This window comes from Erythrobacter sp. F6033, assembly GCF_023016005.1.
Classification (GTDB): domain Bacteria; phylum Pseudomonadota; class Alphaproteobacteria; order Sphingomonadales; family Sphingomonadaceae; genus Erythrobacter.
Map to the genome: position 1 here is coordinate 1,294,059 of NZ_JALKAZ010000001.1, position 15,431 is coordinate 1,309,489.

Annotated in this window: 14 protein-coding genes; 10 read left to right on the top strand and 4 right to left on the bottom strand. The window is 57.7% G+C overall.

Annotated features, from left to right (window positions below):
- Positions 1-9 precede the first annotated feature (9 nt).
- The 4 genes from ilvD to MWU39_RS06115 are packed head-to-tail and all read left to right on the top strand — an operon-like array spanning position 10 to position 4,646.
- Positions 10-1,725, top strand: a complete 1,716-nt coding sequence (gene ilvD, locus MWU39_RS06100; protein ID WP_247159122.1) for a dihydroxy-acid dehydratase — start codon at positions 10-12, stop codon at positions 1,723-1,725.
- A complete protein-coding gene (locus MWU39_RS06105) occupies positions 1,697-2,065 on the top strand; it encodes a hypothetical protein (protein ID WP_247159124.1) in 369 nt (122 codons plus the stop codon). Before ilvD ends, MWU39_RS06105 begins: the two co-directional genes overlap by 29 nt.
- Positions 2,062-3,450, top strand: a complete 1,389-nt coding sequence (locus tag MWU39_RS06110) for an NAD(P)H-hydrate dehydratase (RefSeq protein ID WP_247159125.1) — start codon at positions 2,062-2,064, stop codon at positions 3,448-3,450. The genes MWU39_RS06105 and MWU39_RS06110 overlap by 4 nt, the downstream gene beginning before the upstream one ends.
- Entirely contained in the window at positions 3,447-4,646 is a 1,200-nt protein-coding gene (locus MWU39_RS06115; protein WP_247159126.1) for a class I SAM-dependent RNA methyltransferase, read from the top strand. Before MWU39_RS06110 ends, MWU39_RS06115 begins: the two co-directional genes overlap by 4 nt.
- Positions 4,647-4,649: 3 nt before the next feature.
- Here the strand turns inward: MWU39_RS06115 and MWU39_RS06120 are convergent, their stop codons facing one another.
- From MWU39_RS06120 to MWU39_RS06135, 4 genes are all read right to left on the bottom strand, one after another.
- Positions 4,650-5,441: a hydrolase 1, exosortase A system-associated gene (locus MWU39_RS06120; protein WP_247159127.1), complete on the bottom strand. Its 792-nt coding sequence runs from the start codon at positions 5,439-5,441 to the stop codon at positions 4,650-4,652.
- A complete protein-coding gene (locus MWU39_RS06125) occupies positions 5,438-6,121 on the bottom strand; it encodes a hypothetical protein (RefSeq protein ID WP_247159128.1) in 684 nt (227 codons plus the stop codon). The genes MWU39_RS06120 and MWU39_RS06125 overlap by 4 nt, the downstream gene beginning before the upstream one ends.
- 9 nt (positions 6,122-6,130) lie before the next feature.
- A complete protein-coding gene (locus MWU39_RS06130; RefSeq protein WP_247160319.1) occupies positions 6,131-6,397 on the bottom strand; it encodes a phosphopantetheine-binding protein in 267 nt (88 codons plus the stop codon).
- Positions 6,398-6,560: 163 nt separating this feature from the next.
- The gene (locus MWU39_RS06135; protein WP_247159129.1) at positions 6,561-7,535 is read right to left on the bottom strand and encodes a GNAT family N-acetyltransferase; all 975 of its coding nucleotides are present in this window, start codon (positions 7,533-7,535) and stop codon (positions 6,561-6,563) included.
- A 74-nt stretch (positions 7,536-7,609) separates the two neighbouring features.
- Between MWU39_RS06135 and MWU39_RS06140 the strand changes: the two genes are divergently transcribed.
- From MWU39_RS06140 to MWU39_RS06165, 6 genes are all read left to right on the top strand, one after another.
- Complete coding sequence (locus MWU39_RS06140) at positions 7,610-9,178, top strand: acyl-CoA ligase (AMP-forming), exosortase A system-associated (protein WP_247159130.1); 1,569 nt, start codon at positions 7,610-7,612, stop codon at positions 9,176-9,178.
- On the top strand, positions 9,175-10,407 hold the full coding sequence (locus MWU39_RS06145; protein ID WP_247159132.1) for a pyridoxal-dependent decarboxylase, exosortase A system-associated: 1,233 nt from the start codon (positions 9,175-9,177) through the stop codon (positions 10,405-10,407). The genes MWU39_RS06140 and MWU39_RS06145 overlap by 4 nt, the downstream gene beginning before the upstream one ends.
- A 187-nt stretch (positions 10,408-10,594) precedes the next feature.
- Entirely contained in the window at positions 10,595-11,242 is a 648-nt protein-coding gene (locus tag MWU39_RS06150; protein WP_247159134.1) for an XrtA/PEP-CTERM system exopolysaccharide export protein, read from the top strand.
- A 15-nt stretch (positions 11,243-11,257) separates the two neighbouring features.
- Entirely contained in the window at positions 11,258-12,781 is a 1,524-nt protein-coding gene (locus MWU39_RS06155) for an XrtA system polysaccharide chain length determinant (protein ID WP_247159137.1), read from the top strand.
- Between the two features lie 22 nt (positions 12,782-12,803).
- Positions 12,804-13,796, top strand: coding sequence for an AAA family ATPase (locus MWU39_RS06160; RefSeq protein ID WP_247159139.1), 993 nt, complete (start codon positions 12,804-12,806; stop codon positions 13,794-13,796).
- Between the two features lie 2 nt (positions 13,797-13,798).
- Complete coding sequence (locus MWU39_RS06165) at positions 13,799-15,421, top strand: preprotein translocase subunit YajC (RefSeq protein WP_247159140.1); 1,623 nt, start codon at positions 13,799-13,801, stop codon at positions 15,419-15,421.
- Positions 15,422-15,431 lie beyond the last annotated feature (10 nt).

Below are 15,431 nucleotides of genomic sequence, written 5' to 3' on the forward strand. Positions count from 1 at the left end.
GGAAACAAAATGTCGTTCGATAAATCGAAATTGCCTAGCCGCCACGTATCCGTTGGTCCGGAGCGTGCACCCCACCGCTCCTATTATTACGCGATGGGGATGACGGAAGAAGACATCGCGCGCCCCTTCGTAGCGGTCGCCAGCGCGGGCAATGACAGCGCGCCTTGCAATACCACGCTAGACCCGCAGGCGAATATCTGCCGCGAGGGTGTAATCGAGGGCGGGGGCACTCCGCGCCGTTTCAACACTATCACCGTGACCGATGGCATTGCGATGGGTCATCAAGGCATGAAAAGCTCGCTGATCAGCCGCGAGATTATCGCCGATTCCGTTGAAGTATCGGTTCGCGGTCACTGTTACGACGCGCTGGTCGGCTTCGCGGGCTGCGACAAAAGTCTGCCGGGCATGATGATGTCGATGTTGCGCCTGAATGTCCCGAGCATCTTTGTGTACGGTGGGTCGATCCTGCCGGGCACCTACAAGGGTGAAGATGTCACTGTTGTCGATGTGTTTGAAAAAGTCGGTCAGCACGCGGCGGGCAATTGTCCGCTTCAGGAGCTGATCGCGCTCGAAAAGGTTGCGTGTCCGGGCCACGGCGCGTGTGGCGGTCAGTTTACCGCCAATACCATGGCCTGCGTTGGAGAAGCGATTGGATTGTCGCTTCCAAACAGCAATATGTCACCAGCCCCTTACAAATCACGTGAGGAGATCGCGCGCGCTGCTGGGCGTCAGGTTATGAAGCTTATCGAGCTCAATTTGCGCCCCCGCGATATTTGCACGCGCGAAGCGTTCGAGAACGCTGCTCGCGTCGTTGCGGCGACTGGTGGTTCGACCAATGCGGCGCTCCACTTGCCAGCCATGGCGAGCGAGGCGGGTATCGATTTCGATCTTTTCGATGTCGCCGAAATCTTCAAATCGACGCCTTACATCGCCGACCTTAAGCCCGGCGGGAAGTATGTCGCCAAGGACATGCACGAGGCAGGCGGGGTCTATATGGGCATGAAGACGCTTCTCGACGGCGGTTTCCTCGATCCCAATCCGATGACGGTCACCGGCAAGACGCTGGGCGAGAATATCGAAGAGATCACGTGGAACCCCGATCAAAAGGTGTTCTACGACGTGAAAGCGCCAATCACACCAACCGGCGGCGTTGTCGGCCTGAAAGGCTCGCTCGCACCGGACGGCGCTATCGTAAAGGTTGCTGGCATGGACCGGCTGCAATTCACCGGCCCCGCTCGCGTATTTGATTGCGAGGAAGATGCCTTCGCCGCGGTTGAAAGGCGTGACATTGCCGAAGGCTGCGTGATCGTCATTCGCTACGAGGGCCCCAAAGGCGGCCCTGGCATGCGCGAAATGCTCTCCACCACCGCTGCGCTTTATGGGCAAGGTATGGGCGAGAAAGTCGCGCTGATCACCGATGGCCGCTTCTCTGGCGCGACGCGCGGCTTCTGCATCGGCCATGTCGGACCGGAAGCGGCGGAATGCGGACCTATCGCGCTCGTCGAAGATGGCGATACAATCAGCATTGATGCCGAAGCTGGCACTATCGATTTGGATATTGATGCTGCCGTTCTCGAAGAGCGCCGCAAGAACTGGAAGCCGCGCACGAATGATTACCAATCCGGCGCGCTATGGCGGTATTCGCAAACAGTGGGGCCGGCTCGTGACGGTGCCTTGACCCACCCGGGAGCCAAGAATGAAACACATGTCTTCGCGGATATTTAGTGCTGCAATTGCATCGCTGAGTGTTGTCGCTTGCGGTCCGGAAAGCCCTGAGCCGCAGGGCGCAGATATCGAATGTGCGATTGGAGCAGGGGCGGATTTTGCCAGTGTCTGCACTTTGGAACGTTCAGCAGATAGCGATACCGTTTCATTCCTGATCCATCACCCCGATGGCGGCTTTCGGCGTATCGAATACGATATGGCCAAAGACGAAATCGGTGTGGGCGGCGGGGCTGACCCGTTGAAAGTAAGCGAGGCGAGCACCGATGAAATTGCAGAGTTCGCAATCGGTACAGATCGCTACCGTGTCCCCTCGACCATGTTGAGATCGCCCGCGCAGTGATTTCTCCGCAAGTCCTCACCGTTGCTCAGATGCAGGCCGCTGAACAGGCTTTGTTTGACGCTGGCATATCGGTCGAGGAATTGATGGAAATCGCCGCAAGTGGTGCCGCGGAGTGGATCCGCCGAATAGCTGCTGGGCGATCGATCACGATCCTGTGCGGGCCGGGCAATAATGGCGGCGATGGTTATGTCATCGCGCGGAAAATGCGCGAATTTGGCAACGCAGTTCAGGTTGTCGCTCCGCTGCCGCCTAAGACAGATGCGGCGTCTGCCGCGCGTAAGACTTGGAATGGAAAGGTCGCCACATCCGGCGGCGCGATAACAGGCGAAGTCTTCGTCGATTGTCTTTTTGGTTCCGGCCTGTCCCGGTCTCTCACCGCGGAACATGCGCTGTTGCTGCGCGACTTGGCCGAGCGCCACACGACCGTCATTGCAGTGGATGTTCCTTCTGGCGTCGACAGCGACACCGGAAAGCTACTCAATGATCGCCTGCCGGATTACGATGTCACTCTGGCGCTGGGTGCTTGGAAATTCGCGCATTGGTCTCTCCCCGCGCGCTCTGTGATGGGCACAAAGCGTCTTATTCCAATCGGTGTCACACCGATTGAAGATGCCGTGCAGCTTATCCAGGCTCCAACATTTGCAGCGCCAAAGCCTGACGCGCATAAATACACGCGCGGGCTATGTGCTGTTGTAGGCGGTGACATGCCCGGTGCCGGGCTTCTCGCTTGCCAGTCCGCGATGCGCGCAGGAGCAGGGTACGTGAAGCTTATCAGGCACGAATGCGAAGGCGCACCGGCGGGTCTGGTCGTTGATCCATCACCGCTCAAGGTTGCCGGTGAAGACAGGCGCATCCGGTCGCTGCTTATCGGACCGGGACTTGGCCGACATGAGGGGGCTGAAAAGGCGCTCGAAACTGTCATCCGCCAAGGGCACAGATTGGTGCTGGATGCGGATGCCCTGGTTCTTCTACGGCCCGGAATGCTTGATCCCGATGTTGATGTGCTTGCCACTCCGCATGACGGCGAGTTGGAGCATCTGTGCAAGAATTTCTCGGTAATCGCTGAAGGGAGAATGGCGCGAGCAAAGGCGCTGGCCGCAGTCAGCGGTATGGTGATCTGCGCAAAGGGCCCTGATACGATTGTGGCCGATCCCGATGGCCGGGTGGCTCTGGCACCGCCTGCATCCAGTTGGCTGTCTGTGGCTGGGACCGGAGATGTTCTTGCCGGAATTGCCGCAAGCAGAATGGCCACGGGTTCAGATCCATTTGAAGCAGCTTGCGAAGCCGTATGGCTCCATGGAGAGGCTGCGAGACGCTGCGGCGCAATGTTTACTGCAGAAGACCTCGCCAACGCGGTATCGAGCGCCTATCGGGCGTGTCTGTGAGTACATCTGAGACAATTCTTCGAATAGCGGCCAAGGGCGACGGCGTAACCGCATCGGGCAACCACTTGGCGGGTGCATTGCCCGGTGACGAGATTGATGCCGGGTCAATCGTCGTTAAGGGCCCGCATCATGTCGACCCGCCATGCCCGCACTATGGGACTTGTGGCGGATGCCAGTTGCAGCATGCGGATGAGAGTGTTCTTGCGCAATTTGTGCGCGATCGCGTCGCTAACGCGGCCAAGGGGCAGGGGCTGGAGCCCGAAGAGTTTCTCCCCGAACACCTATCTCCGCCAAAGTCACGCCGCCGCGCCACGCTCCACGCAATGCGCACACAAAAGGGCGCGTTGCTGGGATATCGGGAAAACGGGTCGCATCGGATAGTCGATTTGCGCGAATGCCCTGTGATCGCGCCTGAACTCGCAGGGTTGATCACGCCGCTCAGAAAATTTGTCGCTGCGCATGGGCCAAAGAAGGGTGCCATCGATGTTCAAATGGCGCTCTGCGATCAAGGGATCGATCTCGGCCTGGCAAACTTCCCTTTGGAAGGCTTAGAAGCAATTGAGACTTCGCTGGATTTTGCGCGTGAAAATGGCCTTGCCCGGCTAACTTTGGATCAGGGCTATGGACCGGAGGCGCAATGGGAGCCGGAGCCGGTGACAATCACGCTGTCCGGTGTGCCCATCCCGATGCCAGCGGGGTCTTTCCTTCAGGCGACACGCGACGCAGAGATGTGCATGATCGCGGATGCAAGCGATTGGATTGGCGATGCAAAGCTTGTCGCTGATCTCTTCTCCGGCCTCGGGACATTTGCCTTCGCATTGAGGGAAGGGCGAAAGGTCCTCGCCGCAGAAGCCGATCAGGCAGCCTATCTCGCCTGCAAAGCTGGTGCTTCACGGTCCGGCGGGACCGTTCATCCGATCCATCGCGATCTGTTCCGGAGCCCATTGATGCCCGATGAAATCGGACGGTTTGATGCGGTTGTTCTCGACCCGCCTCGGGCAGGTGCGAAGTCACAGATTGAACAAATCGCAGCTAGCACGGTGCCGCGCGTCGTCTATGTCAGTTGCAATCCATCAAGCTGGGCACGCGATGCAGCGACATTGGCAGAGGCTGGTTTTAAACTGGCTAAACTGCGGCCTGTTGGTCAGTTCCGCTGGTCAACCCATGTTGAGCTGGTCAGCCTGTTCGAACGATAGGCTTTAGGCTCGCAATGCCGCCAATATCTGCGCATCAAGCCAGTCTTTGTGCTCAGGATCGACATAGGCATGTGTGCCGCCTTCGCAGCGTGAGATGCGTTTGTCGTTCTTGTCCCAACCGTTTTCGAAAACCTGTGCTGTCCGGTCCGCTGTCGCAAGCAAGATGCTGATATGGCCATCAAAACTATCGATTCCGGCTCGAAGTTCTTCGGCCAAAGAGGAGGGTGGGGGCTCGCTGCGGATAGATTTTGCCAATCCGCGCACCAATTTGCCCAAATTGACCCCGCCTCGCACAAGACGCGCGAGCTCTTTGGGGTTTTTCAGTTTTGCAGCATATCTGGCGCGGATCGCGGCGGGTGGCGGCGAAGCATCATCTTCGTCACCCTGATCGCTATCTTCGATTGTCCAAGGGTTCGATAGGATTAATCCATCAAAGCCAGCGCCGCTTGAAAGCATCAGCGCTGAGGCTGCATCGCAGTTTCCGAAGCCTATTACCCGCTCAACCTGCGGTGCTATTGCCCGAAAAGCGGTTAGGGCCGCTTCAATGTCTTTGGCGGATTTTCTGAAACCCCGGTTTTCACCCTCGCTGTCACCCACCCCGCGCCTATCAAACCGGAAGACAGGGAATCCTTTTTGAGCGATCCGCGTTGCCAAATGGGATTGTCCGGAAAAAGCACCCGACCGGATTTCATTGCCACCGCTGACGATTAGCAGTCCAGTCGTCCCCGGAGCGGTATCGAGCGATCCTGCCAGTTTCAGGCTGCCACAGCCAAAGTCGAGTGCGAGGCGGCTCATTCCGGCTTGCCTAGGTCTTCGAGGATGGCAGTGGCAAGTGCGTCGGCCTGAGACGGTGCTTCATCTGGCTCGGCGCGAAGCCAAAGCCCGGATCCTCCGACGAGCGACTGCTCAATCGTAACAATCGTTTGGGTTTGCAAGGGTTCGGCTTTTTCGAGTTCTCGGTACAGGGTCGCATTGAGAGGCCAGCCGGCAAGAACTACTCCCTCCGCGCGACCAATTTCGGCAAGCCCATCAAGAGTCTCGACCTTACCGGCCTCTTTGCTGGCAATCGTTCGCGCGCGCAGCATGCCTCTTAGGAGCTTCGCCCCGGATTGCGGAGCATAGCTCCACCCTGTCGCAGTCTCAGGCAGCAGAATAGCACCGCTTCGAACAGCAAGAAAATGAGTAATTTCAAAGTTCTGGGCAGCATTTTTGATACACGCTTTCCAAAGCTCTAGAGACTGCTGATCAAGCGGTCTGATGCTTTCGTTCCACCCTGGTAAATCGGGCAGCACGCAAGTGATTTCATTCTCTGCAAGGCGACGCATTACCTCGGCAAGTTGCCGCCGTAACTTGTTGTGCTCGTCAAAAAGGGGCGGGATCACCAGAATGCGTGCAACGGCCCCGTCACCGATATGCAAAGCGAGTTCGTCTCCGGTCCCGCCGCCGGGGAGGGGGCAAGGCCAGTCAGAAATCATTGAAAGGTCTCAGCCTTCAATGATTTTCGCTTCTGCAAAGGCAAGCAGACCGCCGTAGGTTTCCAACATTTCGCCATCGACATCATCATCTTCGATCACGATATCAAGCTGGTCTTCCATTTCGGTTAGCAACCCAGCAACGGCCATAGAATCGAGCTCGGGCAAGTGTCCGAAAAGGCCGGATTCGGCATCAAACTCGTTCGCAATGTCGGCATCAATGCCGAGCACTGCGACGAGAATGTCTTTCAGCTTAAGATCAATTTTAGTGCGGCTCATGCCGAGCGCGTCTGTTTCAGGCGCAGTTGCGGCGCTTTCAGTGTCATCAGACGCTTCATTGCTGACAGGTGTGGTGCTCATGCCAGTATTGACCCCTTGCATTCGGCAACGACCGCTGGAGCTTCCGGCATTGTGCCATTACCCCGTTCTTGTGGAGCGCGCCTTAGCCAGAGCGGGGTTCGCGTGCAAGTTCCGGTACGTCTGCCGCCCTTAGCCGTCCCAAAGCGAGCCTGCCCAAATCAAGCCAACCTTTTGGCGAACGCATGTTGAGGCAATCGATTTGATAGCGGGGCCGGGTGCCGCCCATCCAATCCGCTTTGTAGGGTTGATCGCCAGTGCCAAAATCGACCAGTTTGACCTTATCCGTATCGATCACGCGCTCGAAAAGGGCTGCGGTTAGGGTCGTACCCGCCGACAGGTTTTTATGGCTTTCAAGGTGTGCGAGCTTGTGAATGTAGGCAATTCTGTTTTCGACGGTCCAGAACTGGGCCGCGATTGCCTCGCCCTCGTGGAATGCCATGCCGAGCCGTAAGCGACCAGCTGCCGCCTCTTGCTTGGCATACTCTCGCAGCATGTCCGGATGCCCTTCAGTTGGCTTCCAACTCGACTCGTAGATGCGTTCGTATTGCTCCCATGCGTCGGGATCGAAATCGCTCATAATCGAGACCGAAACCTTCTTCGCTTTTCGCTTTAGCGTGGTGCGAAGGCGGCCAGGGCGGTCTGCCCAGTATTCCGAGAAGGTCCTGCCATTCACAGGCAAGAAGTGGTTCGTGTCACAAGTGGTGACTTCAACACGCCATCCTGCGGCGGTGAAAGCATGGGCAAGCCGTGTGGCCGAGCCATCTTCATCCGGCACCTGATCCAGAGTCACTCTGTGAGAACGCGTTTTAAGCCGTGAAGCTATGGACCGGATTGCCTGATCGCCAGCGGGTGAGCGCTCGGTGAGCGCCCTCCAGGTGAAACTGTACCAGTTTCGAAGTGACGCAATGCGTCCGTTTGATTCGGCTAGAAACAGCGCAGCAGTCTGTTTTGTGTCCGTCGCCGAAGCAATAAGAGGCGTTAAACCTGTCTCTTCCAGCCGTTTGAACCACTCCACCCGGTCAAAAGGGCTTTCGGCATGGGTAGCGAGATCTTGCAAAGACTGGCCTTGCAAGACGTTAACGCTATCGTGATACCTAACTTTCATCGCCCGAATGTGCTCCACGGAACTTCATGACTGACCACTCAAAACCAACTGATACCGCTCTTGATAGCGCGCCGCGACCGTTGGATCACCTTGCTGAATTGGCAGGTGAGGGCGGATACGGTGCGCGTCCGGCACTGGTCTTGCGCGGAGGCACTCTTAACCACGATGAGTTAAGACAGCGTGTCGATTGGATTGCAGGCTGGTTGGCGCGCGAAGTTCCAGAGCAAGGTGCCCGGGTGGCGACATGGGCAGCGAAGGGGGAACTGACCTGTCTGATGCCGCTGGCTGCGGCGCGTGCAGGGATGGTCCATGTGCCGATCAATCCTCTGCTGAAGCGGGCCCAAGCAGCGCATATTCTCTCCGATAGCGGTGCAGTGATGCTGATCGGAACGAAATCGCGTGTCGGTTCACTGCAAGATGATGATCTGCCTAGCGATTGCGTAGTTCTGGAAGAATCTGAGTTTCTGGGCGCTGCCCAAAGCGCGGCGCTAACGCATGGCCCGTCGGAGCGCGATCCGGATGAACTGACCGCCATTCTGTACACCAGCGGCTCCACCGGACGCCCCAAGGGCGTGATGCTCAGTCATACGAACCTGTGGCTGGGCGCCGTGAGCGTTGCGCACTATCTTAGGATGGCTCAGGATGATGTGACTTTGGCCGTGCTGCCATTGTCATTCGATTACGGCCAGAACCAGCTGCTTTCTACTTGGCATGCAGGCGGCAGCGTGGTGCCGCTCGACTTTCTGTTTCCGCGCGATGTGGCGAAGGCTTGCGCGAAACACTCGATTACTACTCTGGCGGCGGTTCCTCCGCTTTGGGTTCAGCTGACCGAGATTGATTGGCCGCAAGAGGCGGTTGCCTCAATGCGCCGTATGACAAATAGCGGCGGCGCGCTGACTACTGATCTGGTAGATGATCTGACAGGTATTTTCCCTGAAGCCGATTTGTACCCGATGTATGGTTTGACCGAGGCGTTTCGCTCGACCTTTCTTGATCCGCAATTGGTGCAAAAGCACCCAACATCAATGGGTAAAGCGATTCCCTTCGCAGAGATTCTTGTGATTGACGATGATGGCCAGGTTGCCGATCCAAGTGAAGAGGGTGAGCTGGTTCATTGCGGTCCATTGGTCGCGCAAGGGTATTGGCAAGATCCCGAGCGGACGGCCCAGCGGTTTAAGCCCGCGCCTACACAATCGAAATTCGGCGGGACTGCTGTCTGGTCCGGCGACAGGGTGAAACGCGATGAGAACGGCCTGCTCTATTTTGTCGGGCGACGCGACGCGATGATCAAAAGCGCCGGAAACCGGATTAGCCCGCAAGAGATCGAAGAGGCTGCGATTGCCACCGATCTGGTCGCTGAAGCTGTTGCTCTCGGCCTGCCAGACGAGCGGTTAGGGCACGCAGTGCATCTTGTTGTTCGCGGAACCGACAACGATGAAGAACGAGCCGAATTGCCGAAGCGATTAAAACAGGACTTGCCGAATTTTATGCAACCTCAAACGATCCATTGGCGCAAGGCGATGCCGCTCAATCCCAATGGAAAGATCGATCGAACCGCGCTTTATCGCGAATTGTCTGAGGAGAAAGCGGCATGAAGACCAAGCCACTCGGACCAATTCCCGCAGGGTATTCCGCAATTGATGGCGAATTGGCGATTGCAGGACGAAAAGCGAGCGAGCTCGTCAAGCTGGCTGGCCGGACACCGCTGTTCGTCTATTCGCGTGAGCGATTGAGCGCACGGATGGCGGAATTGCGCGCTGCTTTGCCCTCACGCATCGGAGTGAACTACGCAATCAAGGCCAACCCGCATCCGGAGGTAATCCGGCATATGGAGCCGCTGGTGGATGGCTTCGACATCGCGTCTTCAGGCGAACTTGCGATGACTGAGGCTGCCGGAATTGATGCGAAACGGGTCAGTTTTGCTGGGCCGGGCAAGCGGGATGATGAGCTTGAGGCCGCTATTTCAGCGGGCGTTACGCTCAACTGCGAGTCCGAAGGCGAAGCGAAACGCTCGCTTACGATCGCCCACCGCATTGGTAAGACCCCTAGAATAGCGATCCGGGTCAATCCGTCTTTCGAGCTGAAAGGTTCAGGCATGAAGATGGGCGGCGGCGCAAAACAATTTGGCGTCGATGCTGACAAAGTCCCGGCCTTGGCGCGCAAGATTATCGCGCAGGGCGCGGAATGGCGCGGTCTTCATATCTTCACTGGCAGTCAGGCGCTGAATGCCGATGCGATCATAGAGGCGCAGGGTAACGTGCTGAATTTAGCGGCGGAACTGGCGCGTGAGATTGGCGTGCCCTTGCCAAAGTTGAACATGGGCGGGGGGCTTGGGATCCCTTACTTCCCAGGCGACGAGCCTGTTGATCTTCGCGCGATCGGTTCCGCTTTGCACGACCATGTCGCTGATCTACCCGCAGAACTTGTCGAAACCGAGCTTTGCCTTGAACTCGGACGCTTTCTGGTCGGTCAGGCAGGTGTTTATCTCTGCCGTGTCATCGACCGTAAGGAGAGCCACGGCACTACCTACCTTGTGACCGATGGCGGTTTGCACCACCAACTCGCTGCGTCGGGCAATTTCGGCACGGTTGTGCGCCGCAATTATCCCGTCGCGATCGCAAGCCGTTTCGATGCCGAAGCGGACGATGTGGTTAACGTTGTCGGGTGCTTGTGCACGCCGCTCGACAGGCTTGCTGATCTGGCCCATTTGCCGCGCGCAGACGTTGGCGATCTTGTCGCAGTGTTTTGTGCAGGTGCCTATGGAGCGACCTCTTCACCCTCGGCATTCTTGGGTCATGGGGCAGCGGAAGAGCTGCTGATCTAGGTTTACGTTAACGCCTGTTAAACCTCTGTCCCGAAACGGGATAGAAGGTGAAATCAGGCGATATCACTAATATTATGTTCACCATTTTCAGCCAGAGAGATCGGGTCATTCGCGTGCCCCGGTACAGCAGGTCGCTCCTGCATCCACGTATCGAGGCCCGCCGAACCAAGGCCAAGGATACGTATCGATGCTTAATTCGCTGTCTCTCACCCGCCTCGCTACCATTGCTGTAGCTCCCATCGCGTTAGCCGCGTGCGCTGGCGGGCCGAGCACACAACTTCCTGCTGCGACATTCTCTACAGGAGGCGTCGAGGCGCCGACCGAAGACTATATTCTCGGTCCGCTGGATCAGATCACTGTCCATGTTTGGCGCAATCCTGAACTGTCGGCTGAAGACATTCAGGTGCGTCCCGATGGCCGCATCACAATTCCGCTGGTTCAGGATATGGTCGCCGTTGGCAAGACACCGACCCAGTTGCAGGACGACATCAAGGAATCGCTGAGCGAGTATATCGAGCAGCCGATCGTTTCGGTTATCGTGAACGAGTTCAACGGCGCTCTCCCTCAACAAATCCGCATTACCGGCGCGGGCGCAGAGCCAGCTGCTCTTGCATACCGTGCAAACATGACAGTGCTTGATGCGATGATCGCAGTGGGCGGTCTGGGTGAGTTTGCTGCGGGCAACCGGGCGACCCTTACTCGCTACGAAACTGAGCTCGGCGAGAACAAGACGTACCGACTGCGCCTAAAGGATCTCCTGAACAAAGGTGATGCCACCGCCAACGTCGCGCTGAAACCGGGCGATACCATTTCCATTCCGGAGAGCCGTTTCTAACGGGCGCGCTGATATATGAACGAGATTATCGAAGAACTGCGCACAGCGCTCTACTCGGTCTGGCACAGGCGCTGGATTGCGATTGCTGTCGCCTGGGGCATTTGCCTGCTTGGCTGGCTTGCAGTTTCCACCATCCCAAACTCCTACGAATCGAAAGCGCGCATCTACGTTGACGTTGATGATGTGCTTTCGGAGCAGCTGGGCTTGGCAGGCGACGGCCGCGAAGAGATCATGAAGGTTCGCCAGACTCTGGTGAGCACGAAAAACCTCAAGAAGGTTATCAGTTCGACCAAGCTCGGCGAGGAAATCACCGAAGCGACCCAGATGGACTCTGCGGTGGCCGACCTTGCCGAACGGGTAGAAGTCACCAGTCAACAGGACAACCTGTTCGAAATCGTGGCGACAGTGGGCAAAAGCCGTTTGTCAGACGCGGAAAACGCGGTGCTTGCGCGTAATGTCGTACAAAAGCTGCTGGATATTTTCCGTGAGGAACACATCTCCGGCAACCGCGCGAGCATCAACGGTGCGATTGCCGAGCTTGATGATCAACTCGAGGAGCGCAAAGCGGAACTCGAAGCCGCCGAACAGCGACGGCTAGCATTTGAAGCGCAATACCCTGACCTGATTGGTGGTTCGGAAACGCTTTCGACCAAAATCCAGCAGGCGCGCACAGAATTGCGCGATATTGATGCTGATCTCGCCGCAGCAACCAGCTCGCTGGCATCTGTAAGCAGCCAGCTCGCAAGCACGCCGCGTACGATCGCGGGCGGCGCGAATGCCACCGGACCTCGCGCGGCATTGCTACAAGCGCAAAGCCAGCTTGCCGAGCTTCGCGGACGCGGCCTGAAAGACGGCCACCCGGATGTGATCGCGACAACCAAACAAGTTGTTTTGCTGCGTCAGCAGGTTGAACGGGCTGGTCCAGACGATGCCGGTGGTACGCCTAATCAGGCATATTCATCGCTTTTGGCTATTCGTTCGGATCGTCAGGCATCTGTTGAAGCGCTTCAGGCACGCCGCGCGGCTCTTCAGTCGACAATTGCCTCGCTCATGGCCAGCCAAGCGAGCGAACCGGAAGTCGCCGCAGAAGCAAACCGCATCAGCCGCGATTATGAGGTGCTTCAGAAAAACTATGAAGATCGCCTCCAGGATCGCGAAGAGCTGCGGACCCGCGGCAACGTCGTCGACGAGACAAGCCAGTACAAATTCGATCTGATTGACCCACCTGTCGTGCCTCAGAAGCCAGCGGCGCCGAACCGTCCGTTGCTTTTGCTCGGCGTGTTGATCGTTGGTCTCGGTGGCGGTGCTGCTGCGGCGTATGGTTTGGGTCAATTCAAATCGAGCTTTGCAACGCCGCAAAAGCTGGAACGTACTTTTGATATGCCGGTGATCGGGTCAGTTTCGCTCACCATTTCCGAAACCGCGCGTGCGCTTAAGCGGCGCCGCTTCAAACAATTCGCCGGGGCCTGTGCTGGTCTGGTCGGAGTGTTCGTCATTCTGCTCGCGATCGAGGTTGTCTCGGTCGGAACAGTGGCGTGATCGGGCTCGGAGGAAACAGAACATGACCGAACAGAGCAAGATCAACAAAGACACCGCAAAACGCGCTTCTCTTTTGGAGCGTGCCGACCGTGTATTTGGATTGGACGACCTTGGCCCGGCCAAGGTGCCTAGCAACCTGCCGAAACCAAGCCGGCCTGTCGTTCCACCGCAACCAGTGGCCAAACAGCCTGTTGCGGTTCCAGCTTCGCAAATTCCTGTTGCGGCAGCTTCTGCACAGCCTGTTCCACAACCAGCGTCTGAACCTCAGCCAGAGCCAGCCGTCGCTTTGTCGGGTCCGTATCACGACATCGAACGCTGGAATCTGAAAGATGCAGGTCTGATCGTGCCAGAGGATCCGGTCACGGCGCTGCTCGAAGAATTCCGCATTGTTAAGCGCGACATTATTGCCGACGCACGGGCCAGACGGGACTCAAAACAGCGCCGCATTCTGGTGTGTTCACCGCATCAGGGCGAAGGCAAAACCTTCTGCGCTATCAATCTTGCAATCGCACTTGCAGCGGAGCGAGATGTGGAAGTCTTGCTCGTCGATGCCGATGTAATCCGTCCTTCCGTGGCCAATCGCCTCGGGCTGGAGGTGCAGCGCGGTTTGATGGATGCGCTCGCAAACCCTTCTTTGCGTCCTGAGAAACTCGCGATCCAGACAGACATTGATGGTCTGTTTGTTCTGCCTGCCGGCGCGACGGGCCCCAACGATGCGGAATATCTTGCAAGCGAACGTACTGGCGAGATTTTGGACCGCCTCACGCGCGGTGCACCCAATCGCTACGTCATTTTCGATACACCGCCAGCGCTGGCCGCTTCTGCTGCGGCGGAACTGGCGTCTCATGTTGGTCAGACCGTTCTTGTGGTTCGTGCCGATGAAACCAGCCGGGCCGCGCTGGAAGACGCGCAGCAGCTGCTGTCGGCCTGCCAGAATATCAAACTGTTGCTCAACGCAACCCACTTCAGTCCATCCGGTCGCCGCTTCGGCGATTACGGCGAAAGGGAGGAATGATCATGAAGAGCATTCGCACCTGCTTACTCATCGGAGCGTTCGGCGCTCTTGTTCCAGCCACAGCTTACGCTCAGGAAGCGGAAGCAGAGGAGGCGCCTCGCGTTGTCTCTGTTCAGCCGTATATTGAGGTCAATCAAATCCTCTCCGCCGAGCTGCAACCCGGCAATGACGTTGTTACTTTCACTCAGATCGCCACAGGCGTTGATGTGAATGCGCAAGGCCGCAACAGCGGAGCATCGGTTTCGGTGCGCTATGAGCGCAACATCAGTTACGGCGATGACAATGTTGATACGAACACCGTGAGCGGCATCGCGCGCGGTTATGTATCACTGATCCCGCGCGCGCTGACATTTGAAGCTGGCGGTCTTGCCAGCCGCACCCGAGTTGACGGGGGCGGGGCGGTTTCGCCCAATCCGCAGGCAAGCGAAGATGCGGCTAGCCAACTCTACAGCGTTTATGCTGGACCAAGCCTGAGCACTCAGGTTGGATCAGTCGAAGTGTCGGGCCTTGCCCGCGTTGGCTACAACCGCTTCGAAGCAGACAACACCGTGTTCGACCAGAACGGCGATCCAGTCGACGTGTTTGACGACAGTGTGACCTACAACGCTCAATTGCGGGCGGGAACGCGCGCTGGCGATCCATTGCCAGTCGGCGTCGGCGTCACAGGCGGCTTCTATCAGGAAGATATCTCCAACCTCGATCAGCGGGTTCGCGACGTATATGTTCGCGGCGACGTAACTTTGCCGGTTACGGATTCGCTCGCACTGGTCGGCGGCGTTGGATACGAAAACGTCGAAGTGTCGAGCCGCGATGCTCTTCGCGATGTGAACGGCGATCTGGTTCGCGATGCTTCCGGACGCCTTGTCACAGACGAAGCGTCACCGCGCATCCTTGCTTTTGATGTCGATGGTTTGCTTTGGGATGTGGGCGCGCTCTGGCGTCCAAGCTCGCGCACCTCGCTCGCTGCAAGTGTCGGTCGTCGTTACGATTCAACCACATATTACGGCAGCTTCAGTTACGCGCCGAGCAGCCGCAGTTCCTTCAACGTCAATGTCTATGACGGTGTCAGCGGCTTTGGTGGCCGCCTGAACAATGCGCTCGCTGATCTCGGGACTGACTTCGATGTTCTTAGGAACCCGGTTAGCGGTGACTTTGGCGGTCTTGTAAGCGGACAAGAGGGCTCTGGCCTCGTCAATTCGCTTGGTTCCGTCCGTTCGTCCGCGTTCCGCGGTCGCGGCGTCAATGCCAGCTACCAACGCAACATCGGCACAGCTACCGCAGTCATCGGCGCTGGATATGACCGGCGCGAGTTCATCGGCGCAGCGGGCACCGTGCTGGAAGCGGTCGATGGCGTGATTGACGAAAGCTATTACATCGCTGGCGGCATCAACCGTCCGATCGGTCGCAGCGCGACCTTTGCTGCGAACGCTTACGTTAATTGGTTCGATAGCGGCACCGACAATGGCGATGCGACAGGCTTTGGCGCTTCGGCAGCTTATGGTCGTTCGCTCACCAACAAGCTGACCGCGCGCGCGGCGGTTTCCGTCGATTATATCGATAGCGACTTCACAGTCGAAGACTTTGCCACTGCAACCGCGTTGCTTGGCCTGCGCTACAACTTCTGATCCTTGGAGC

Coding starts and splice junctions, on each gene's coding strand:
- MWU39_RS06155 (WP_247159137.1), top strand. CDS start 11,258: ATGAACGAGATTATCGAAGAACTGCGCACAGCGCTCTACTCGGTCTGG.
- ilvD (WP_247159122.1), top strand. CDS start 10: ATGTCGTTCGATAAATCGAAATTGCCTAGCCGCCACGTATCCGTTGGT.
- MWU39_RS06145 (WP_247159132.1), top strand. CDS start 9,175: ATGAAGACCAAGCCACTCGGACCAATTCCCGCAGGGTATTCCGCAATT.
- MWU39_RS06120 (WP_247159127.1), bottom strand. CDS start 5,441: ATGAGCCGCCTCGCACTCGACTTTGGCTGTGGCAGCCTGAAACTGGCA.
- MWU39_RS06105 (WP_247159124.1), top strand. CDS start 1,697: ATGAAACACATGTCTTCGCGGATATTTAGTGCTGCAATTGCATCGCTG.
- MWU39_RS06165 (WP_247159140.1), top strand. CDS start 13,799: ATGAAGAGCATTCGCACCTGCTTACTCATCGGAGCGTTCGGCGCTCTT.
- MWU39_RS06140 (WP_247159130.1), top strand. CDS start 7,610: ATGACTGACCACTCAAAACCAACTGATACCGCTCTTGATAGCGCGCCG.
- MWU39_RS06125 (WP_247159128.1), bottom strand. CDS start 6,121: ATGATTTCTGACTGGCCTTGCCCCCTCCCCGGCGGCGGGACCGGAGAC.
- MWU39_RS06160 (WP_247159139.1), top strand. CDS start 12,804: ATGACCGAACAGAGCAAGATCAACAAAGACACCGCAAAACGCGCTTCT.
- MWU39_RS06150 (WP_247159134.1), top strand. CDS start 10,595: ATGCTTAATTCGCTGTCTCTCACCCGCCTCGCTACCATTGCTGTAGCT.
- MWU39_RS06130 (WP_247160319.1), bottom strand. CDS start 6,397: ATGAGCCGCACTAAAATTGATCTTAAGCTGAAAGACATTCTCGTCGCA.